A 21080-nucleotide genomic window follows, 5' to 3' on the forward strand; every position below is an offset into this window, starting at 1 on the left:
AAGGAGGCACCTTTGGAATGGTATAGGACGAGTACCCGGGACGTACTCAAAGAATTATCCGCCGATCCCGAGGCGGGGCTCAGCGCATCGGCGGTGGAGACCCGGCTTTCGGAATACGGCCGCAATGAATTGAAAGAGGAAAAAAAGAAGCCCTTTATCAAAAAGCTGGCGGAACAATTCCTCGACCCCATGATTATTATTTTGCTCCTCGCCGCAATCATCTCGGGCGTGGTGGGAGAAGCCGTAGACTCGGTGATTATCCTCGCCATCGTCATCGTCAATGCCCTGTTGAGCATTTTTCAGGAAGGGAAGGCGGAGGAGGCCATCGCCGCCTTAAAGAAGATGAGTTCGCCTACGGTGAAAGTGGTGCGCGACGGCAGAATATCGGAAATCCAGTCCACCGAACTGGTGCCGGGCGATCTCGTCATCCTCGAGACCGGCGACATCGTGCCGGCGGATATGCGCCTGATCGAAAGCAGCAACTTAAAGATCGATGAATCCTCCCTGACCGGGGAATCCGTCGCGGTGGAAAAGGACGCCGCCGTCACCATGGATGAAGAAGTGGGGATCGGCGACCGCGTGAACTACGCCTACTCCGCTTCGATCGTAAACTACGGCCGCGGCAAGGGCGTCGTCACCGAGACGGGCCTAAATACCGAGATCGGAAAGATCGCGACCACACTCTCCACCATGGAAGAGGAAGAAACGCCGCTGCAAAGGAAACTGGCGGGCCTTTCCAAGACGTTGGGGATTCTGGTCCTCGCGGTCTGCGCCGTGGTATTTGTAGTCGGAAAGATCTACGGGCGGGAAACCCTGCAAATGTTTTTGACTTCGGTATCCCTCGCCGTGGCGGCGATTCCCGAAGGCCTGCCCGCCATCGTCACCATCGTCCTTTCCATGGGCATGGGCAATATGGCGAGACACAATGCCATCGTAAAGCGCCTTTTGGCGGTAGAGACCCTGGGCACCACCACCTATATCTGCTCCGATAAGACCGGGACGCTCACCCAAAACGAAATGACGGTAACCCGCGTCTATGTGGACGGTAAGGTGCTCGAAGTATCGGGATCCGGCTATGCCCCCACCGGTGAGATCACCGGAGGCGGAGAAACCGTGGCCCCCGAATCCATGCCCGGCCTCGATGCGCTCACCGCCGTCGCGAGTCTCGTCAACGACGCCGACCTCTCCGAATCCGGCGGCAATTACAGCATCGTGGGCGACCCCACCGAGGGCGCACTGATTACCCTGGCGGGCAAACACGGCATCCACGAAGAAGAGATCGAAGCGGCATATCCCCGCCTCGAGGAGATTCCCTTTGATTCCGATCGGAAGATGATGAGTACCTTCCACGAAAACTATTTCGACGGCAAGATCTCTTCCTTTACCAAGGGCGCGCCCGATGTCATCTTGAAGCGATGCAGCCATATCTATAAAGACGGCGAAATCATAGAACTCACCGACGCCATGCGCCAAGAAGTGCTGGATCAAAACACCGCCTTCGCCAAGCAGGCGCTCCGCGTATTGGGCTTCGCCTTTCGCAACTTCGACGCCATGCCCTCCGACATCAGCACCGATGCCATCGAGCAGGATATGGTATTTGTGGGCCTCGTCGGCATGATCGACCCCGCCCGCCCCGAAGTAAAAGACGCCATCAAAGAATGCCGCACCGCCGGCATCGTGCCGGTGATGATCACCGGGGACTATCTCGAGACCGCCAAGGCGATTGCCGAAGAGCTCGGGATCCTGCGGGAAGGCGACCATGCGATGATGGGCGAGGAACTTAACGGCAAATCGCCCGAAGAAATTCGCGAGATCGTAAAGACCACCCGCGTCTTTGCCCGCGTATCGCCCCAAAATAAGGTACAAATCGTAACCGCCCTCAAGGAAAACGGCGAGATCGCCGCCATGACCGGCGACGGCGTAAACGACGCTCCCGCCATCAAAAAGGCGGATATCGGGATCGCCATGGGCATCACCGGTACCGATGTCGCCAAAAATACCGCCGACGTTATCCTCACCGACGACAACTTCGCCACCATCGTGCAAGCGGTGGAAGAAGGGCGGATCATCTATGCGAATATCAAAAAATTCGTCACCTTCCTGTTGAGCTGCAATATCGGCGAAGTGCTGGTCGTATTTTTGGCCATCATCCTGAATTTGCCCACCCCGTTTTTGCCGATCCAGCTCCTATGGCTAAACCTCGTCACCGACTCCTTCCCGGCGCTCGCGCTGGGCGTGGAAAAGGGCGAAGAAGAGACCATGCTCGAGCCGCCGAGAGATCCCCAAGAGCCGATCCTCGACCGCAAAGTGACCATCACTCTTATCATCCAGTCTATCGCCATCACCGCGGCAACCCTGGGCGTGTATTACTACGCCTTAAAGACCCATGGAGACACCGGCGCGGGACTCGTGTATTCGAGGACCATGGCATTTACCACCCTGATCTTCTGCGAGCTCTTCCGTTCCTTCTCCTCCCGGAGCATCGACGATACCCTCTGGAAGATCGGATTCTTCAGCAACAAGCGCCTCGTGCAGGCGGTGCTCCTGTCCTTGGCATTGGTCTTGGTCGTACTCTATGTCCCCTTCCTGGAGGACTTGTTCCACTTGGTCGACCTCAACGTGAAGGACTGGGCCATCGTGCTGATTTCTTCTTTGATCCCCTTAGTGATCGGAGAAATTCAAAAGTTTATTCGCTTCAACCAAAGCCATCCCCAAGATACACAAGAGTAACGCTCGTAGCCGAGCGGAAAAGAAGCTGTGCGCTTAGGCGTGCGGCTTTTTTTGTGCATAGATAAGCGGGGGTCGTCTCGGGAAAAAACAGGGAAACTATGATACAATAATCTTTCCAAGATCGGGACGGAAAACGGGAGGTAGAAAGAAAAATGAACGATTCGATTCGCAAAATCGGAACGAAGGAATTGGTCGCCTGCGCGTTGTTCACGGCACTGATTGCCGTCGGCGCCTTTATAAAAATCATGATTCCCTTAGGGCCCTTTGCGGTGACCTTCTCGCTACAATTCTTCTTCGCCCTGATGGCTGGTTTTTTGCTGGGGCCCGTAAACGGCCTTATGAGTGTGTTGTTGTACTTATTTATCGGCTTGATCGGCATCCCGATCTTCGCCCATGGCGGCGGCCCGGGCTATTTAATGCGGCCCACCTTCGGCTTTTTGATCGGATTTGCGGCGGCGGCTTACGTAGTGGGGCGGCTCTCGAAAGACCTGCGCGCCATGCCCCTTCGGCATATGATTGCGGCGGCATTTGCGGCAGAGATGGCCTATTACGCCTGCGGACTGGTGTATTACTTTGTCATGTTTAACTACGTCGTGCCGGGCGTCGCGGGTATCGGCCTTTCGGAGCTATTCTCCGTGTGGTTTTTCAGCACCGTGATCCCCGATTTCGCCTTGTGCGTGGCGGCGGCCCTTGCGGCGGATCGCATACGGCCCCATATCGGCTTGCCGCGGCGCCGATAGATAAAAGCACACATCCCATCCCGGACTAGAAACGAGGAAAACCGCCTGCGGGCGGTTTTTTGTTGCGCCGCGGAAATGATTTGAGGGAGAACAATTTTGATGATATGATATATTCATCAAAATAAAGGCTGGGATGCATGTGAGAAAATACAGAAAAAGAGAACACGTAGAAAACTACCTGAGGGCGGAACACCAGGGCGATCCGCTGTTCGGGGATATTTTCCTGCCCCATATTTCCCTTCCGGAGGTAAATATCGGGGAAATCGATACGACGACGCGCTATCTGGGACGGGAAGTGCCCTTCCCGCTGATGATTAACGCCATGACCGGCGGCACCGATTTTACCGAAGATATCAACGCCGATCTGTCGGAACTCGCGCGCCGCTTTGCGCTTCCCATGGCCGTCGGCAGCGAAACCATTGCCCTGGAAGATCCTTCGGCAGAAGAGAGTTTTCGCATTGTGCGCAGAAACATCGGGGAAGCGGGCATCGTACTCGCGAACTTAAACGGCAATTTGCGCGTAGAAGACGCACGGCGTGCGGTGGATTTAATCGATGCTGACGCCCTGCAAATCCACTTAAACCCGGCGCAGGAACTGGCCATGAGCGAAGGCGATCGGGATTTTCGCGGCATTACCGAGCGCATTGCGCGGGTCACCGAGGCCCTGGAGGTCCCCGTTATGGTCAAGGAAGTGGGTTTCGGCATGGACGCTTCGGTGATCGAATCTTTGTATGCAATCGGCGTGCGCTACGTCGATATATCGGGATTCGGCGGCACCAATTTCTTCGAAGTAGAAGATATGCGTTGCTCCACCGTAGATATGACCGATCTATACGACTGGGGCATCCCCACCGCCTACGCCCTGTATAATGCGGTGGCGCTTCAAAAAGAAGGCCTTCACATCACCGCGTCGGGCGGCATTCGAAGCAGCCTCGACGTCGTAAAGGCGCTGGTGCTCGGTGCCGATATGGTGGGAATCAGCGGAGAGATTTTGAAGTATCTGATCCACGGCGGGTTGGACTATGCCTCCGTATATTTGGAAGACTTGCTCTATAAAGTGCGCGTGCTGATGGTGCTCGTCGGGGCAAAAGACATACAGGAACTGAGAGAGGTGCCCTGGCGTGCCACGGGCCGCCTCCTCGAACTCATGAGGTGATAGAATGTACGACGTAATCATCGTAGGCGGGGGACCAGCGGGACTGACCGCGGCCATCTATTGCGGCCGGGCCAACTTGAAGACCTTGGTGCTCGAACCGGAACTCGAAGGCGGACAGATGGCCATGACCATGGAGATCGCCAACTACCCCGGCGCCAACGAGGACGACACGGGCATGGATCTCGCCATGCGCATGGGCAAACAGGCGCGCACCTTCGGCGCGGAATTCGCCCGTGCATCGGTGGAATCCTTGACATTGGACGGAGAGGACAAGGTGCTCGCCACCACCGACGGCGAATACCGCGCCCGCGCCGTAATCGCCGCCACCGGCTCGCGTCCCCATACCCTCGGCATACCGGGAGAGGAAAAATTCGTCTCCCGCGGCATTAGCTACTGCGCCACTTGCGACGGCGCCTTCTACCAAACCGGCGACGTCTACGTCATCGGCGGCGGCAACTCCGCCGTAGAAGAAGCGCTGTACCTGTCCGGGCTCGGCGCCAAGGTGCATATCGTGCACCGCAGGGATCAGCTCCGCGCAGAGGCCTATCTCGCCGACTTGGCGCTAAAAGACGAAAACATCGAAATCCTCTGGAATACAGAGCTCAAAGAAGTCATCGGCGATGTAACCGCCGACGGCCTCGTCCTCTACAACAACAAAGAGGACAAAAGCTATACCGTAAAAAAAGACGACAAGCCATTGGGCATCTTTATCTATGTGGGCGCTCGGCCGCGCACCGAATTTTTGGCCGACGTCTTAGAACTCGACAACGGCTATGTGCCCGTGGATGCGGAACAGCGCACCGCCGTTCCCGGTCTCTTTGCCGCGGGCGACATCGTGGCAAAGAAGTTCCGCCAGGTCATCAACGCTTGCGGCGAGGGCTGTACCGCCGCCATGGCGGTGGCACTGGACCACGTGCGGGAACAAAAATAAGAGATTTATTTGCAATCCCCCGATTTCGTCGGGGGATTTTTTGTGGCGCGATCCACTACGCGACCTTGTCAAGGCATATACACAAACGGTATGCCCGACGATCTGCCATTTGATTTTTCGATAGCAGGGGATTCCGATTGTTCGGGCAAATCGCCCTATGGTATATTGAGAGGCAGAGTATCAGAAAATGGAGTTGAGATCTTGATTGAAGTCAGCCATCTAAAAAAATCCTTCGGCGAACACACGGTGTTGGACGACATCAGTTTTCGCATCGAAGACAAGGACGTCTTCGGCATTATCGGAAAGAGCGGATCCGGAAAGACGACTCTACTGGATTGTCTGTCGGGCTTACAGCCCTTTGAGTCGGGGAGCATCCGCATCGACGGCAAAGAAATCGCCGCCCTTGATGCCGACGAGGCGCGTATGCTCCGCAAAGAGATCGGTTTTGTGTTTCAGCATTTTTCGCTCCTATCTCGGCGAAATGTGCTCGAAAACATCGCGCTTCCCATGCAGTGTTGGAAGTACGATAAAAATACGATCGATACGCGGAGCCGACAACTGGCAGAGACCGTGGGGCTGGGGGAGCATATACATAAGCGTCCCCGCGCGCTTTCCGGCGGGCAAAAACAGCGCGTCGCCATCGCCCGCGCGCTGAGCCTGGAGCCGCGATATATCGTCTGCGACGAGTTTACTTCTGCCTTGGATCCCAGCACGACCAAATCGATTTTGGCGCTAATGGAGGAGATCCGAAGACAACAAGACGTCACCATTCTCCTCGTCACCCACGACATGGCGCTGGCGGAGCGGATGTGCAATCGCATGATTCTCTTGGAAGAGGGAAAAATCGTAGAAAGCGGCGAACCGTCGGCGATCTTTGCCGGCAAATCCGAAGCGTTGCGGCGATTGACAGAGGGGGAGGCGTAATATGTTTGAAAACACGCAACTGGCGGAATACCTGCCCGATGTGATCGTGCCGGCGCTTCTCGCCACCTTCAAGATTATGTTCTTTTCCGCCCTGATCTCTATGGCCTTGGGCGTGGTATTCGGCGTGCTCCTCTTTATTACGGGGAGGGGCGGCCTGTGGGAAAAACCCGCCTTGCACGCCGTACTCGGAAAAATTACCGACGTGCTGCGCGCCTTTCCCACGATGATCTTAATCGTCTCCTTGGCGCCGATGACCCGGCTGTTAGTGGGAACCGCCGTGGGGGCCGATGCCGCCATCGTAGGCATCAGCGTCGCCTGTACGCCCTTTGCCACCCGCATGATCGAAAACTCGCTTCAGACCGTAGATCCCAATCTGATCAAGGCGGCGCGCTCCTTCGGCGCGAGCAATTTTCAGATCATCTACCGCGTGCTCTTGGTGGAGGCACTGCCGTCGATCGTTTCCAATTATACGATTCTATTGATCAACATGCTCAATGTATCCACCATCGCCGGCGCAGTGGGTGCGGGCGGCTTGGGCGCCGTGGCACTTACCTATGGCTATCAGCGATTTGACTACGGCATTATGTACTTTATCGTGATCATACTGTTGATCATCGTCCTCTCCATTCAGGGGACGAGCAAGTGGTTATTCCAAAAATTGAAGTAGGAGGAAATTATGAAGAAACTATTTACAGCGGCGGCGCTTCTCGCCGTGATGATCGCGGCGGTGGGCTGCACGAAGGCCGATACGGGCGCAGGCGCAGAAGACAAAGAATTGATCCGCATCGGCGGAACATCTGTCTCTCAAATCTACTACGAAGCCTGCAAAGACGACTTTGAAAAAAAGGGATACAAGACCGAATTCGTTCCCTTCGACGCCAATCCCGTCGTATTGGAAGCCTGCAACAGCGGCGATGTGGATATTTCCATCGGCCAACACCTCAAGTTCGTCGAATCCTTTAACGCCAACAAATCCGGCGATCTGACCATGGCAAAGCCCTATGTATTCCATACCGGCATCGGTTTGTACTCCGAAAAGTACGACGCCGTGGACAAAATTCCCGACGGGGCGAAGATCGCGGTTATGAACGATCCCATGAACGAAGACATTGCCATGCGGATTTTGGAAGAAAACGGATTGGTCGAACTAAAAGAAGGAAAGGATCTCTACACCAAAGCCGATGTGACGAACAATCCGAAAAACATCGAAATCGTCGAAATGGAACAGGCACAGACCGTAACGGCGCTTCAGGATTTGGATGCCGCCTGTGTATTTTTTACGCATATGGCGAGTGCCGGAAAGGATCCGAGCACCTATCTCGCCAGAGATACCGTAATGATCCGCTACCCCATGGGCGTAATCGTCAAAAAAGAAAATGAAGCGGCACAATGGGCGGTGGACTTCGCCGAAAGTATGCGCACGGACGCATCGCAGAAAAAAATCGAAGAAGAATTCCCCGGCGTATTCACCTTCTACACCAGCGACGACGAGGCGAAATAAATGGACGATTTTCTCGTCGCGACCCAAAAGCTGTATGCCCTCTTGGATCTAAAGTACAAGGCTGTAAGCGTCGAGGTGCTCAAAGATCGAGAAGCCTTTGAAGCGGAAGACGCGCAGCCCATCCAAAATGCCATCAATTATTGTGGGGCGGTGCGCGCAGCCACGCGGGGACACGGCATCAAAATTTCCCGCGGTAAATTCCGCTGCAAAAGCGCCGAGCGCTTCTTCGGCATTCATCCCGACGATCCCGCAAATGCGCGCGGAGAAAATTGGCATAGATTGGGGCTATACGAACAAAAAGAAGTATCCGAAGCGATCCGAACGGGCCAGCGCACACTCCCCGATGGCAACTACGGCGTCGTCGTGCGCCCTTTGGAAGCGTGGGGCCGCTGCCCGGAAGTCGTACTGATCTTCGATGTGCCATATATTGCTATGCGCATCGTACAGGGATACGGCTATAAATACGGCGAGCCGGAGGGGCTACGGATCTTGGGGAATCAAGCGGTGTGCTATGAGTCCACCACCTTGCCCTTGACCACCGGTTCGCTCAACCTCTCGCTGTTGTGTATCGGCACCCGACACCGAGCGGGATGGGCGAAAGAAGATATGTCTGTCGGCATTCCTGGAGATAAATTTGCGGGCGTCGTAGAAGGCATAGAGAAAACGGCCAATACTATGGAGGGGGATGACGAAAAGCGCAGAATCCTCTCCCGGTGGGACGAAAAATCCTGGGGACCGCTACCTTTGCGGTTTCGATACAATTACTATATGGACTGCAAATAATCGAGTTCAGCTGAAACCGAGTCCGGAAGGATTCGGTTTTTTTGTCGCCGAACAAAAACAATAGGCGCAAAAAAAGCGAGTACGTGCATTGCACGTACTCGTTTCTATTTGTAGATCTTCGCGGGCGCTATTTATTCCGCCGGCGCTTCTTCGGGTGCGGGTTCTTGGGGCGCCTCTTCTGCCGGTGCCGCTTCTTGGGGCGGCTGTTCGGAGAATTGGGTCATGGCGTCGATCAAGTCCTGTGCCTTGATGGGGGCGTGGATCTCGTAGCCGCCGGGCAAGATTTTCGCCGTGGCGCCTTGTTCCTGGAGCATGGTGAGGAAGGTGTAACGGTCCTGCACCAAATTTTCCTTGGCGACGATATCGGCGACGATTTCGTCGGTGGCGTTATAGGGGATTTCGATGGTGACGGTGCGGGTCGCCTTTTGCAGTCCGTCTTCGGTGAGTTGTTTTAGAATGGTCTCGGGGGATGCGCCTTCGGAGATCTCGAAGGTGCCCTCGGTAAAGTAGTTGGCGACGCCGGATTGAACCGCCATGGCGCGAAAGGCCTCGGCGTCGTTGATCAGGCCGAGTTCTTTCAATCGGGCGGCGATGGCCGCAGGCGTCGTGTCTTCTACGGTAAGTAAAGTCGTCTCTTTCGACGCGTTTTTGGCGGCATCGGTGATCTTTCCGAACTGCTCTTTGGAGGACTCGATTTCCGCCACGATGCCGCTGTCTTTTGCATTTTCGGGGGCGGTCAGTCCGAACAAGTGGTTCATGCGCCATTTGATGACGAACAGGAGTACGGCGAGGACACAGACGATGCCCAAAAATCGCAGTACATTTACCAGAGATCTCGCTAATCTTCCGCTATATTTCATACTGCCTCTTTTCCTTTTTGTGCGTAAATTCGATATAATCAATGAGAATGGCTATATTATACCACAGCCGCGAGAAAGGAAGGGAATCGCACTTGATCTCTTACAAAATTGACACAAACGATGCGGGAATGCGACTGGATCGCTACTTAAAAAAGCTTTTGCCCAAGGCCAAGCCCTCGCTCTTGTATAAATCCATCCGCAAGAAGAATATTACCGTAAACGGAAAGCGCGCCAAGGAAGACGATATGTTAACGGCGGGCGATTCGGTGGAGGTGTTTTTTAGCGACGAGACGATCGAGAAGTTTTCCCGCAGGCCCCGCTCGGCGGCGGGCAAATTCCCGAAGATCGTCGCCGAGACCGAGGACTTTTTGATTATGGACAAGCCCGTCGGGGTGCTGAGCCACGGCACGGGACGCCGGTATGAGGATAATATGGTCGATCGCATGATTGCGTATTTGATTCATACCGAGGCGTACAATCCCCGGGCGGAGCACACGTTTACGCCTTCGGTGGCGAACCGCCTGGATCGAAACACCGGCGGGCTGATCATCGGCGCAAAGACCGCCGAAGGGCTTCGCCATGCCAATCTGTGGCTTCGGGAACGAAAGCTGAAAAAATACTATCTCACCATTGTCGAAGGCCGGCTGGAGGATGTGCGGGAGGTGGAGAATTACCTGGAAAAAGAAGGGGAGAAGAACCGCATGCGCGAATCGGCGGACGGCAAGTACGCCCGGGGCATTTACCGGCCCCTCACCTATGGGGACGGCTGCACGCTGGTGGAAGCGGAGCTGATTACCGGGCGCACTCACCAGATCCGCCAGCAACTCGCCTCGATCGCGCACCCCATCGTGGGCGATCAGAAGTACGGCAAGAAGGCATCGGCCTTTCCCGCGCTCCATCACCAGCTCTTGCATGCCTATAAGTTAGTCTTTCCCAAAACCGAGGCGTTTCCCGCGGTCTCGAAAAAGACCTATTTATCGGAGCCGGGCGGCAAGTTTCGGGCGATTCGGAGGGAACTGCATGTGTAATATCGGGATCGACATCGGCGGCACCACGATCAAGCTCGGGGTATTGAATGCGGCGGGCGCACTTGCGGCGAAGCGCAGTGTAGACACCCCCGATACGCCCGATGGGGTGGCGGATGCGATTAGAGAGGCGGTGTCGGAATTTTCTGTCGAGAGCCTGGGGATTTCTACGGCCGGGACGGTGGACAGAAAGACGCTGTCGCTCACGGATCTCGGCGGCAATGTAAATGCCTGGGGCCACTACCCCCTAAAGGACGCGCTGGCGGCGCGGGGCGTGCGCCTGGACGCGCTGGAAAACGACATGAACTGTGCGTTGATCGGCGAAATGCACGGCGCCGATGCGGTGGCGCATACGCTGTGGATCGGGATCGGAACGGGAATCGGCGGCGCCTATTACGGCGAAGACGGGCTCTTTCGCGGCGACCGCGGCCACGCTCTCGAGATCGGGCACACCATCGTGGTGCGCGGCGGCAGGCGGTGCAGCTGCGGGCAGAGGGGCTGTGCCGAGGCGTATTTCAGCGCGGGAGCGCTCAAGGCGGCGCGCGATGCGGCGGGTTTTTCCGACACGCAGGCATTTCTTGCGAGTGAAGATCCCGCGGCGCGGGCGTATCTCGAGGGGCTCGCGGATTTTTGTATCGGCCTGGAAAACACCTTCGATCCGGCGCGGATTGTAATCGGCGGAGGAATCGCCGAGTACGCGCCGCAGATCGGCAGGCTCTTATCCGAATTGGTGCGATCCCGGGGAAATGCCAACTGCCGGGGCCGCATCGCCGTCGCGACCAAGGGAAACGACGCCGGCATGATCGGCGCGGCGCTTCTCGGAAAGGCCGCCAGAGAGGAGGCGCAATAGATGCGCATTGTAGAGATACCGGTGGGTACGGGTCCGGAGATCGTAGAGCAATACGCCTCCGGACCTTTTCGCACCACCTATGTATTGGAAAACGGAAGAAGTTTGGCGCGTATCAAGGAATATTGGGCGCGTCGGGGCGGGGCGCTGGGAATCGACTGTATGACGCTCACCGACGTGGCCGAAGAGCTCGCCATGGAAGAAGTGCGCAACGAGCGGGCGGCGTATCTGCACTTTCGCCACCGCCTTCGCCGCACAAAAAGCGCCCTTGCGCATATCGGGGAGCCGGAGCGGGTGCAGGCGTTGTTTTCGTTTTTGGATCGCGCCCGATGGGTCGATTTTTCCTACCGCGAACTGCCCTATTCCTGGAAGCCAGAATACCCCGAATTGCTGCGTCTGTTCGAGGAAGTGCGGCGCGAAGAAGACTATGTCGGGGCGCCCGAGATCTTTACGCGCGCACTGGAGGCGGAGGCCTATGTAAAGCGGGCCTATTATGTATTCGGCTTTTTCGAGTTTACCGAAGCGGAACGCGCGCTCCTCGAAAGGCTGGACGCCGTTTCCCCGGTGACGGTCTTTCGCTTTGTGCCGGAAGAGCCCGTTTCTGGGGTACGGTGTATTGCCTCGCTCGACGAAGCGCGGATGTTTCGGCATATCGGTGACACCGTACGAGAGGCGCTCAAAGACGATCCCGCCGCGCGCGTGGCGGTGGTGGCCTTTCACGAGGCGGATCGATACGCGATCGAAAGCACGCTCGAAAAGGACGGCGTTTTTGTATCGAAGTGTACCAACGTCCTGGACACTTCGCCTGTGGCCGGCGAGCTGCGGATTCTCCTGCGCTTTTACGACGAGGGCATGGAAGGGCTTTTGGCGCATTTGCGCTCCCGCTTTTCGCGGATTGCGGACGGAAAAGAACTCGCCCGCGTGCTCGAATCCGTCGGCGCAGACAGCCTCAGGGCGGCACAGGAGGCGCTCTCGTATCGCTGGTTGGGCGAGGAAGCGGATCGGGCGTTATTGTCCCGAAACTTGCCCGCACTCCGCACATTGTATCGCAATCGGGCGCGCACGACGTCCGATTTTCTCGACGCGATAGAATCCATCTTGCCCACGGGAGAGGCGGATTTGGACGAAGCGCTCGCCGAAGTGATCCCCGCACTGCGGGAGGGTTTCGGCGCCGATGTGGACGCCCGGGAATTCGAGGCGCTCCTTTCGGCAGAACTGCCCGCCGAAGAGACCGACGGGGTCGAGGTGCTCTCCCTCGCCGGCGCATCGGGCGGCGCGTACGACCTCTTGATCGTCTACTCCCTGGACAGCCGCTTTCCGCAACGCGAAAAGGAGAGCGGTCTGATCCACTACGACAACGAAGCGCGGTTAAAGGAACTGGGGCTGTTTGCGGATTTTCACCGCAAGGAGACGGATTCCATGCGCCTGGACCATTTGATCGCCTCATCGGGCAGGGCCATGCTCTATACCATCGGCGACCAGGAGGCGTCCGCCGCCTTTACGAAATACGCCGAAGCGACGGGGACGATAGATCTCGACCAAAAGCGCGAGGCATATGTGCAGGCGGCGGATCTCGGCGTGGATGCGCGGGGATTTTCGCCGGCGGGGGCGGCGGCGCTTTCTGCCCATTTGCAGCAAAAGTCCGTATCCACGACGCAGATCGACGACTTTCTCGCCTGTCCCTTTCGCTTTTTTATGGACCATGTGTTAAAAGAAAGCGCAGAGGATCGGGGCAGAAGGCGCTTTATCGAGCGGGGAAACTTGTACCACAAGGTGTTGGAGTCGTACTTCGCCGGAACCTGCCACCAAGAAGACATCCCCGATAGGGTGCGCGCCTACTTTGATGCGCATCTGGCGGATCTCCTGCCGCCCTATATGGCGCCGTATTATAAAGCGCGGTTTGTCGAATTTGTCGGCGCCGCCGCTCAAAACGAAGAGGAGCGCCTACGGTCCGCGGACAAAAACGGTGGGTTCGCCCCCGCCTTTTTTGAGACCGACTTTACCCTCCCCTTCGGGGCCTATACCATTCGCGGGCGGATCGACCGGATCGACCGCGACGAAGCGGCGAACGAAATTCTGATCGACTACAAGTCTCGGGGCGTGCCCGCCTTTACGGAATTTGAAAACCATACCAAGCTCCAGCTCTATATCTACGCCATGGCGCGGATGTATATGGGGCACCCTGTGGCGGGACTCGAGTACGTGTCGGTGGAAGGGGCGAAGGAATCGATCATGCTCAGAAATACCGAGCGAATCGGATCGTATACGCGCCTCCGGAAGGTGCGAAAGACCGACGATGCGGGCTGGCAGCAAAAGATCGACGATGCGAAGGCGGCGGTGGCACGCGCGCTGGAGGACATGCAATCGGGAGAATTTCCCGCACAGCCTGCGAAGGAATCGGTCTGTACCTATTGTCAATATATGCCGGTGTGTAGAAAGGACGAAGCGGAATGCGACTAGACGAAATGCAGCGAAAGGCGGCAGAGGGGATCGACGCGTCGATGGCGGTTTCCGCCGGCGCCGGGGCGGGAAAGACCCGCGTCCTGACCGAGCGCATCCGCAACATTCTCACCCGCACCGACGAACGGGTGCTCGCCATCACCTTCACCGTGCGCGCCGCCGAGGAGATGCGCGCGCGGATCGAGGCCGCGGTGGACGATCTCGATCCCGGGCGGGTGAAGGTGTCGACCATCGACGGATTCTGTCGCCACTTGCTCCATATCCACAGCGACCGCGCCGGGACCTTGGGCGGCATGGAACAGCTGCAGGAAGGGGAGTCGCGGGCGATGCTCGAGGCGTCGTATCGAGAGATCGAAGAGGCGCTGATAGCACTCGGCGCGGATACATTGATGCACGCGCTCGATATGCGGCCCGCTGCCTTTTCTGCGGAGGTAATGGATTTTTACGAGGAGCTCCGCACGCGGGGCAATCTGCATGCCTTTCGGACCAAGCGGTTTGCGGCGACCGATCCCGAGGGCGAACTCATGCGGCATGTTTTATATATGAAGCAAAATTACCCCAAGGGGAATACCAAGTTTCAACAGGCGCTCAAGGCGATCGACGACGAGGCGCTATCCGCCCTTTCCGGGGCGGATCGGACCGCATTTTTGGAAAGTTTGCCGGCCCCCGGCGGAAAGAGCACCTTTCGGCCCGAGGATCAGGAGAAGTTCGACCGATTGCGCCGCGAGATGATGATGGCGCGCGAAGAAGAAAATCGCCCCTATACCGAAATTTTGGCGCAGATCTTTCGCCGCCTCGACGAAAACTACCGCAAGCACAAAGACGCGGCGGGGGCGGTGGATTTTGCGGACCTGTTGGAAAAGGCGACGGCGCTGATCGAGGCCGAGCCGGCTCTTAGCGCTTCCTATGGCCATATTCTGGTCGACGAGTTTCAGGATACCAATCCCCTGCAGATCCGCTTTTTGGAGCGCCTGGCCGAATCGAGTACGGTCTTTGTGGTGGGCGATAAGAAGCAGTCGATTTACGGCTTTCGCGGGGCGGATCTCGACGAGAGCGCGGCATTTCGCCGCAAGCTGAAAGAAGCGGGGGGCGTCGTGGCGGAACTGACGAACAACTACCGCTCCCACGCCGCGCTGGTGGATGCGATCAATGAGATCTTTGCGCCGCAGATGCCGGACTATGTGCCCCTCGCGGGCCACGGGACGGGCGATGTACGATTGGAAGCGGTGGACCTGGGCGAATCCGCTTCGCAAGAAGAGCGGGTGCGCAAAGAGGCGGAATGGATCGCCGCCGATATACAAGAAGGCGGAGGCGGAAGCCGCGCCCTCCTTTTGCGCACCACCACCCACGCGGCGATTTACGAGGCGGTCTTTCAGGCCTACGGCATCCGCCACCGCAACCGGAGCGGCCGGGGATTCTTTGAGACGCGAGAAGTGCGCGATCTCCTCGCGCTACTGCGCGCCAAGGCGAAGGGCACCTTCGATGCCGAAGCCCTTCGCGGTCCCTTCGTCGGCTACAATCGCGAGGATCTCTTTTTGGAAGCGAAAGATCCGAATTATAGCACACAAAAAAAGCGGGCGTGTCTCGATCTGCTGCAGAAGATCGACGCCTACGGTTCCGCCTACGACGCCCTGCAGACGGCGGTGTATGCGACGGGATATGCCGTCTATGTGCGCGAACGCCGCGGCGAGCAGGGCATCGCGAATCTGGACCGCCTGTTTGCGTTGGCAAAGGAATACGACGCCGAGGGATCGACGCTGTACGGCTTTGTCGGCGAAATGGAACGCCGCGCCCGGTGGGAAGACGAGGGACAGGCGCGCTTCGGCGGCGATGCGGATATCGAGATTTCCACCATTCATAAGGCGAAGGGGCTGGAGTACGACACGGTCTATTTGGGGGCGCTGTTTACCAAAGAAAAAAGCGACGGCGGCCATTGGAACTATTCCGATCTCTACGGCGCGGGCCTCTGCCGAGACGGGGCGCGCTACGCATTCGATCAAAACGCCGATGCGATGGCGCGCTTTCGCGAAGAAGAGGCGCGCCGGCTCCTCTATGTCGCCATGACCCGCGCCAAGAGCGCCCTCGTGCTCTTGCGGTCGGGCAAGGAGACCGAGGGATTCTCTGGCTTTTTGCAGTCGGTGGCATTTACCGCCGATCCCAAAATGCCCAAGCCGCCGAAGCGCGCGCAAACGGTTCCCCCGGCCCACGCCGTTTCCGCGCCGGTCTCGGTAGCTTCCCGAAAACCCGTCACCTCGGCGAGTGCGCTCTTACAAACCGTAGAGGCGCCCTACGCGTCGGCGGGCTTCGGAAAAAAAGAAGCGGCGCGCCGCCGTCACCTGGGGGTGTTGTTTCACCACTATATGCAGCGGGCGCAGGGCCCCGACGCGCGCCTTCGTGCGCACTTGCTCGCATCGGCCCGCCGGCGGGGCTTGGACGAGGCGCGGCTTTCGGCGTATATCGACGCCTATGACGATCTCTTCGGCTGGGGCGAGATTCTCGCCGCCGAAGTGCCCTTTGTGGCGGATTTTCCGCGGGTTATATTGGAAGGGGCCTTCGACCAGATTCGAAGGATCGACGGAAAGATCGCCATCGTCGACATGAAGACCGGCACGCGTGGCGCAGAAAGCCCCGCCATGGCGGTTTACCGCCTGCAACTGGGCCTTTACGGCATGGCGTATCGGCAGATACGCGGCACATTTCCCGCGCTATATATCTATACGCCGGCGGACGGAAAAAAGACCGAGGTGCGACTGACGACAGAGGAAATCACGCGCATTGAAAAAATGTTAAAGGGATAGTTTTACAGAGAAACGAACGGGGTATCATTAAGATCAAAGAAGGTAAAATTTTTATTGACAATGACCAAGCAGATTGGTAGGATATAAGTAGACAAATCTGTGATCTGTGCGGAAAGGGAGGACAATATGGAATTAAAATTCGACGTACAGGGTATGACCTGTTCCGCCTGCTCCGCCGCCGTGGAGCGGGAAGTCTCCAAGGTGGACGGGGTTTCCTCTGTGGCGGTCAACCTTCTCACAAACTCCATGAAACTCGAGGCGGACAAGAGCCGCATTCCCGCCATTTTGCAGGCGGTGGACGATGCGGGCTATACCGCAACGCCGGCCGATGCGCCCGAGGGGGTGCGCGAAGCGGCGGATCCCTTTGAAAAAGAAGCGGAGGAGAAGAAGCGGCGACTGATTTTCTCGGTGGCGCTTCTGATTCCCCTTTTATATATCTCTATGGGCTCGATGATGGGAATTCCGATCCCCGCATTTTTAGCGGGAACGGAAAATCTGCTCTCCTTCGCGCTGGCACAGGCGATTTTGACAATGGCGATCTTATTTCTCAATCGCCACTACTATAAAAACGGCTTGAAGTCCCTGTGGAAGCGCCACCCCAATATGGACGCACTCATCGCCATCGGATCGGGCGCGGCCTTTCTCTACGGCATTTACGTCATCTTTCAGCTGTCCTACGGCTTCGGCCACGGCGATATGGAACGGGTGATGCACTTCGGCCACGAACTGTATTTCGAATCGGCGGCGACCATTGTCGTCTTGATCGACTTCGGAAAGTGGCTCGAATCCCGCGCCAAGCATCGTACCTCCGATGCCATTCGCGGCTTAATGGACCTGACGCCCAAGACCGCGACGGTCATAAGAGACGGCGCAGAAATGCGCGTTCCCGTGGCAGAGATCGCATTGGGCGAGAAAATCGTATTAAAGCCCGGTGAGAATGTGCCGGTGGACGGCACGGTGGTAGAAGGCATCAGCTCCGTCGACGAATCCGCCTTGAGCGGCGAGTCGATCCCCGTCGAAAAGTCCGAGGGGGACGCGCTGATGGCGGCGACGACCAACGGCTCCGGCCGGCTGGTCTTTACCGCCGACCGGGTGGGGGAAGACACCACCATCGCGAAAATCATCGCCTTGGTAGAAGATGCCAATGCGACCAAGGCGCCGATCTCGAAGATCGCGGACCGCGTGGCGGGCGTCTTTGTTCCCGTGGTCATCGCCATCGCGGCGATCGTCGGCATCGTATGGCTTCTGCTCGGCTACGGCGCGGAATTTGCGCTGCGTCTCGCGATCTCGGTGCTCGTCATCAGCTGTCCCTGTGCACTGGGCCTTGCCACGCCGGTGGCGATTATGGTCGGCACGGGACGGGGCGCCAAGGCGGGCGTGCTCTATAAGAGCGCCGAATCGCTGGAGGTGCTCCACGAAGCCGACACCCTGATTTTGGACAAAACCGGTACCATCACCCGGGGCAAACCCTTTGTGACCGATGTAGTGGCACTCGATCGCGATCCCGAGGCATTTTATCGCATGGCCTATGCGCTCGAAAAATCCTCCGAGCACCCCTTGGCCGAAGGCGTGATCCGCGGCTTTGAGGCGCGCTACCCCAACGCATCCGCCGACCGCGTGACGGATTTCGAATCGCTTCCCGGCAGGGGACTGCGCGGTAAGATCGACGGGCGGTGGATCTACGGCGGCAATATCACCCTTATGGAAGAGATGGGACAAGACCTCTCGCCGATCGAACAGGCGCTGGACGAAGCCCTTGCGGCGGGAAAGACGCCTCTGGTATTTGCCGATGAAGATGAAGTGTACGGCTTTATCGCCGCCAAAGACATCGTGAAGGCAAATTCCCCGCGCGCTCTCGAAGCGCTGCGCAAGCTGGGCAAGAAGATCGTGATGCTTACCGGCGACAACGAAAAGACGGCCCATGTCATCGCCGCCTCCCTTCCCATCGATACGGTGCACGCCGGGGTCCTTCCCGACGAAAAGGAAAGCGTCGTGCGTCGCTATCAGGAAGCGGGCAAGGTCGCCATGGTCGGCGACGGCATCAACGACGCCCCGGCACTCGCGCGGGCGGATGTGGGTATCGCCATCGGCGCCGGCACGGATATCGCCATGGAAAGCGCCGATGTGGTTTTGATGCACAGCGACCTCTTGGATGTGGTGAGCGCCACCAAACTCTCCGAGGCGACCATCCGCAATATTAAGGAGAATCTGTTCTGGGCGTTTTTCTACAATGTCATCTGTATTCCCGTGGCGGCCGGGGTCTTTTATATCCCCTTCGGCCTCACCTTAAGCCCGATGATCGCCGCTTTGGCGATGAGTCTGAGTTCGGTCTTTGTGGTGACTAACGCCCTTCGGCTGAACTTTACCAAATTGGACACCGATCGCGGCGAGCGGGAGGCGGAAGCGGCGCCCGAAGCAAAAATTTATCGATTAAACGCTACCTCTCACCCGCAAAAGGGGTATACGCATAAATACAGCGGAAGCGGAAAGGAGAAAATACAAATGGATAAAAAGATTTTGGAACTCGACGGCATGAGCTGTAACCACTGTGTCGGCAGAGTCGATCAGGCATTAAACGCCCTCGAGGGCGTAAAGGCGCAGGTTACGCTGGATCCGCAACAAGCCGTCGTCGAAGGGGAAAACCTCGATGCGGACGCGTTGAAAAAAGCGGTGGAAGACGCAGGGTATACGGTAAAATCCGTAAGATAAGCGAAAAGCGCCCACGGCGCTTTTTTCTTTCGGGAGGAAATATGGCAGATTTTCGATTTGAGATCGTAGAACACATCGGCGTGCTGGGCGAATCCGGCATTTGGAAGAAGGAATTGAACAGGGTGTCGTATAACGGCGGGGCGCCGAAATTCGACATTCGGTCCTGGAACGAGGACCATACCAAGATGACCAAGGGCATTACCATGACGCCCGAGGAATTCGAAGCCTTAAGAGAACTCGTCAAATAAGGAGGGGCGTATGGCAAAACTCGGAATCGTAGGCGCGGGCCACGTGGGCGAAATCGTCGCCTATACGGCGGCGCTCCGTGGGGGCTTTCGAGAGATCGCCCTGTGCGATGTCGACGAAAAACGCCTCGACGGCGTGGTGAGCGACTTAGAAGACGCGACGCGATTTTATCCGCACAATATCGATTTTTTTGCGGCGGACTACAAGCAGATCGCCGATGCGGACATCATCGTCATCGCCAGCGGGCGCATCCCCGAGAACGCCCAGCGGCGCGACGAGTTCAAGAACAATCACGAAGACGTGGCGCACTATGTGCCCGAAATCGTAAAGAACGGCTTTACCGGCGTATTTGTGGTGGTCACCAATCCCTGCGATGCGATCGCATACCATGTGTGGAAGTACTCGGGCTTCGACAAATGCCGCATTATCGGAAGCGGCACCGCCCTAGACAGCGAGCGCGCCCGCACGATGCTCGCTCGCATTTTGGGCGTCGCCCCCGATTCGGTCGCATGCATGATGCTCGGAGAACACGGCGACAGCCAGTTCCTGCCCTATTCCCGCGTGCGCATTCACCATATGGCGCTCGACGAATACCTCAAAAAGCACTATATGGAATTGGACAAAGCGGAATTCGAGGAGTCGGTCATCTACCGGGGCCACCGCGCCTTTTTCGGAAAGGGTTCGACCCAGTACGGCATCGCCAATACGGTAAACGACATCTTGGATGCGGTGCTGTACGACGAAAAGCGCACGCTTCAGGTATCGGCCCTCCACCAGGGAGAATACGGCGTCGACGATGTGTTTATCTCCACGCCCTGCGTGGTGGGCACAGCCGGCATCGAAGAAGTGGTGGAGCTCACCCTGACTGAAGAAGAGCTGGCGCGGTATAGGGAGAGCGCCGAGACCATCCGCAAGTACCGGGTGGAAGCATGAAGCGCGAGGAAATTCAAGCAAAACTTCGCCGTTTCTTCGCACACAGATACGGCTGGGACCGGCTGAACCGCGCCCTGTATGCGGCGGGTTTGGTGCTCCTCGTGATTTCTTTGGTCTTCAAATGCGAGCCCTTGTCGCTGTTTTCGGCGATCCTGCTGGGGCTATGCGTCTTTCGCGCCCTCTCGAAGGATCGCGGCAAGCGTCGCAAGGAGAACCAAAAATATCTCGACGGCACAAAGCCCCTATATGCACTCGCGGCACGCATCAAAAACAGCCGATACTACCGATACGTACACTGTCCCTCCTGCAACCAACTCGCCAAGGTGCCCAAGGGAAAAGGCAAGGTGCGCATCCGATGTCCCCACTGCGGTTTTCGGTACGAACGACGCGTGTAGGGCGCGAAAGGACCGGATTTGTGGCCGAAGGTGGGAAAATTG

At 57.4% G+C, this 21080-nt stretch carries 17 protein-coding genes; 16 read left to right on the forward strand and 1 reads right to left on the reverse strand.

Annotation, left to right across the window (positions count from 1 at the left end; genetic code table 11):
- Window positions 1-12: 12 nt before the first annotated feature.
- The 8 genes from QO008_RS06640 to QO008_RS06675 all read left to right on the forward strand — a co-directional run bounded on the left by QO008_RS06640 (window position 13) and on the right by QO008_RS06675 (window position 8765).
- Entirely contained in the window at window positions 13-2730 is a 2718-nt protein-coding gene (locus QO008_RS06640; RefSeq protein ID WP_307385265.1) for a calcium-translocating P-type ATPase, SERCA-type, read from the forward strand.
- 152 nt (window positions 2731-2882) lie between these two features.
- A complete protein-coding gene (locus tag QO008_RS06645) occupies window positions 2883-3470 on the forward strand; it encodes a biotin transporter BioY (RefSeq protein WP_197721087.1) in 588 nt (195 codons plus the stop codon).
- 133 nt (window positions 3471-3603) lie between these two features.
- Complete coding sequence (gene fni / locus QO008_RS06650) at window positions 3604-4626, forward strand: type 2 isopentenyl-diphosphate Delta-isomerase (protein ID WP_307385267.1); 1023 nt, start codon at window positions 3604-3606, stop codon at window positions 4624-4626.
- Between the two features lie 4 nt (window positions 4627-4630).
- Window positions 4631-5557 carry a thioredoxin-disulfide reductase gene (gene trxB, locus QO008_RS06655; RefSeq protein WP_126465759.1) on the forward strand — a complete coding sequence of 309 codons (927 nt, stop codon included), beginning with the start codon at window positions 4631-4633 and terminating at the stop codon, window positions 5555-5557.
- A gap of 201 nt (window positions 5558-5758) precedes the next feature.
- Window positions 5759-6481 carry a methionine ABC transporter ATP-binding protein gene (locus tag QO008_RS06660; RefSeq protein WP_164715244.1) on the forward strand — a complete coding sequence of 241 codons (723 nt, stop codon included), beginning with the start codon at window positions 5759-5761 and terminating at the stop codon, window positions 6479-6481.
- A gap of 1 nt (window position 6482) precedes the next feature.
- Window positions 6483-7148 (forward strand): methionine ABC transporter permease, encoded by a 666-nt coding sequence (locus QO008_RS06665; RefSeq protein ID WP_126465757.1) that lies wholly within the window; start codon window positions 6483-6485, stop codon window positions 7146-7148.
- Between the two features lie 9 nt (window positions 7149-7157).
- Window positions 7158-7982 carry a MetQ/NlpA family ABC transporter substrate-binding protein gene (locus QO008_RS06670; protein WP_307385269.1) on the forward strand — a complete coding sequence of 275 codons (825 nt, stop codon included), beginning with the start codon at window positions 7158-7160 and terminating at the stop codon, window positions 7980-7982.
- The gene (locus QO008_RS06675) at window positions 7983-8765 is read left to right on the forward strand and encodes a DUF169 domain-containing protein (RefSeq protein WP_307385270.1); all 783 of its coding nucleotides are present in this window, start codon (window positions 7983-7985) and stop codon (window positions 8763-8765) included.
- 131 nt (window positions 8766-8896) lie between these two features.
- On the opposite strand, the gene QO008_RS06680 is transcribed toward QO008_RS06675, so the two are convergent.
- Entirely contained in the window at window positions 8897-9625 is a 729-nt protein-coding gene (locus tag QO008_RS06680; RefSeq protein ID WP_307385271.1) for an endolytic transglycosylase MltG, read from the reverse strand.
- A 128-nt stretch (window positions 9626-9753) separates the two neighbouring features.
- Here QO008_RS06680 and QO008_RS06685 point away from each other — a divergent pair, with 128 nt between their 5' ends.
- The 8 genes from QO008_RS06685 to QO008_RS06720 all read left to right on the forward strand — a co-directional run bounded on the left by QO008_RS06685 (window position 9754) and on the right by QO008_RS06720 (window position 21038).
- Complete coding sequence (locus QO008_RS06685) at window positions 9754-10653, forward strand: RluA family pseudouridine synthase (RefSeq protein ID WP_164715243.1); 900 nt, start codon at window positions 9754-9756, stop codon at window positions 10651-10653.
- Entirely contained in the window at window positions 10646-11500 is an 855-nt protein-coding gene (locus tag QO008_RS06690) for an ROK family protein (protein WP_126465752.1), read from the forward strand. Before QO008_RS06685 ends, QO008_RS06690 begins: the two co-directional genes overlap by 8 nt.
- Window positions 11501-13957 (forward strand): PD-(D/E)XK nuclease family protein, encoded by a 2457-nt coding sequence (locus QO008_RS06695; RefSeq protein ID WP_307385275.1) that lies wholly within the window; start codon window positions 11501-11503, stop codon window positions 13955-13957.
- Window positions 13948-16755, forward strand: a complete 2808-nt coding sequence (locus QO008_RS06700) for a UvrD-helicase domain-containing protein (RefSeq protein ID WP_307385277.1) — start codon at window positions 13948-13950, stop codon at window positions 16753-16755. Before QO008_RS06695 ends, QO008_RS06700 begins: the two co-directional genes overlap by 10 nt.
- Before the next feature lie 126 nt (window positions 16756-16881).
- Window positions 16882-19464, forward strand: a complete 2583-nt coding sequence (locus QO008_RS06705; RefSeq protein ID WP_307385279.1) for a heavy metal translocating P-type ATPase — start codon at window positions 16882-16884, stop codon at window positions 19462-19464.
- Window positions 19465-19505: 41 nt separating this feature from the next.
- Window positions 19506-19712: a YdbC family protein gene (locus tag QO008_RS06710; RefSeq protein WP_126465748.1), complete on the forward strand. Its 207-nt coding sequence runs from the start codon at window positions 19506-19508 to the stop codon at window positions 19710-19712.
- A gap of 10 nt (window positions 19713-19722) precedes the next feature.
- A complete protein-coding gene (locus tag QO008_RS06715) occupies window positions 19723-20643 on the forward strand; it encodes a lactate/malate family dehydrogenase (RefSeq protein ID WP_126465747.1) in 921 nt (306 codons plus the stop codon).
- Window positions 20640-21038, forward strand: coding sequence for a hypothetical protein (locus tag QO008_RS06720; protein WP_126465746.1), 399 nt, complete (start codon window positions 20640-20642; stop codon window positions 21036-21038). The genes QO008_RS06715 and QO008_RS06720 overlap by 4 nt, the downstream gene beginning before the upstream one ends.
- Window positions 21039-21080: the final 42 nt, after the last annotated feature.

The organism is Aedoeadaptatus ivorii, from assembly GCF_030815095.1.
GTDB classification, from domain to species: domain Bacteria; phylum Bacillota; class Clostridia; order Tissierellales; family Peptoniphilaceae; genus Aedoeadaptatus; species Aedoeadaptatus ivorii.

Bases quoted from the DNA above. Each gene is read 5' to 3' on its own strand.
- QO008_RS06645 (WP_197721087.1), top strand. From the start codon at position 2,883: ATGAACGATTCGATTCGCAAAATCGGAACGAAGGAATTGGTCGCCTGC.
- QO008_RS06675 (WP_307385270.1), top strand. From the start codon at position 7,983: ATGGACGATTTTCTCGTCGCGACCCAAAAGCTGTATGCCCTCTTGGAT.
- fni (WP_307385267.1), top strand. From the start codon at position 3,604: ATGCATGTGAGAAAATACAGAAAAAGAGAACACGTAGAAAACTACCTG.
- QO008_RS06690 (WP_126465752.1), top strand. From the start codon at position 10,646: ATGTGTAATATCGGGATCGACATCGGCGGCACCACGATCAAGCTCGGG.
- QO008_RS06720 (WP_126465746.1), top strand. From the start codon at position 20,640: ATGAAGCGCGAGGAAATTCAAGCAAAACTTCGCCGTTTCTTCGCACAC.
- trxB (WP_126465759.1), top strand. From the start codon at position 4,631: ATGTACGACGTAATCATCGTAGGCGGGGGACCAGCGGGACTGACCGCG.
- QO008_RS06695 (WP_307385275.1), top strand. From the start codon at position 11,501: ATGCGCATTGTAGAGATACCGGTGGGTACGGGTCCGGAGATCGTAGAG.
- QO008_RS06715 (WP_126465747.1), top strand. From the start codon at position 19,723: ATGGCAAAACTCGGAATCGTAGGCGCGGGCCACGTGGGCGAAATCGTC.
- QO008_RS06710 (WP_126465748.1), top strand. From the start codon at position 19,506: ATGGCAGATTTTCGATTTGAGATCGTAGAACACATCGGCGTGCTGGGC.
- QO008_RS06700 (WP_307385277.1), top strand. From the start codon at position 13,948: ATGCGACTAGACGAAATGCAGCGAAAGGCGGCAGAGGGGATCGACGCG.
- QO008_RS06670 (WP_307385269.1), top strand. From the start codon at position 7,158: ATGAAGAAACTATTTACAGCGGCGGCGCTTCTCGCCGTGATGATCGCG.
- QO008_RS06705 (WP_307385279.1), top strand. From the start codon at position 16,882: ATGGAATTAAAATTCGACGTACAGGGTATGACCTGTTCCGCCTGCTCC.
- QO008_RS06680 (WP_307385271.1), bottom strand. From the start codon at position 9,625: ATGAAATATAGCGGAAGATTAGCGAGATCTCTGGTAAATGTACTGCGA.
- QO008_RS06665 (WP_126465757.1), top strand. From the start codon at position 6,483: ATGTTTGAAAACACGCAACTGGCGGAATACCTGCCCGATGTGATCGTG.
- QO008_RS06685 (WP_164715243.1), top strand. From the start codon at position 9,754: ATGCGACTGGATCGCTACTTAAAAAAGCTTTTGCCCAAGGCCAAGCCC.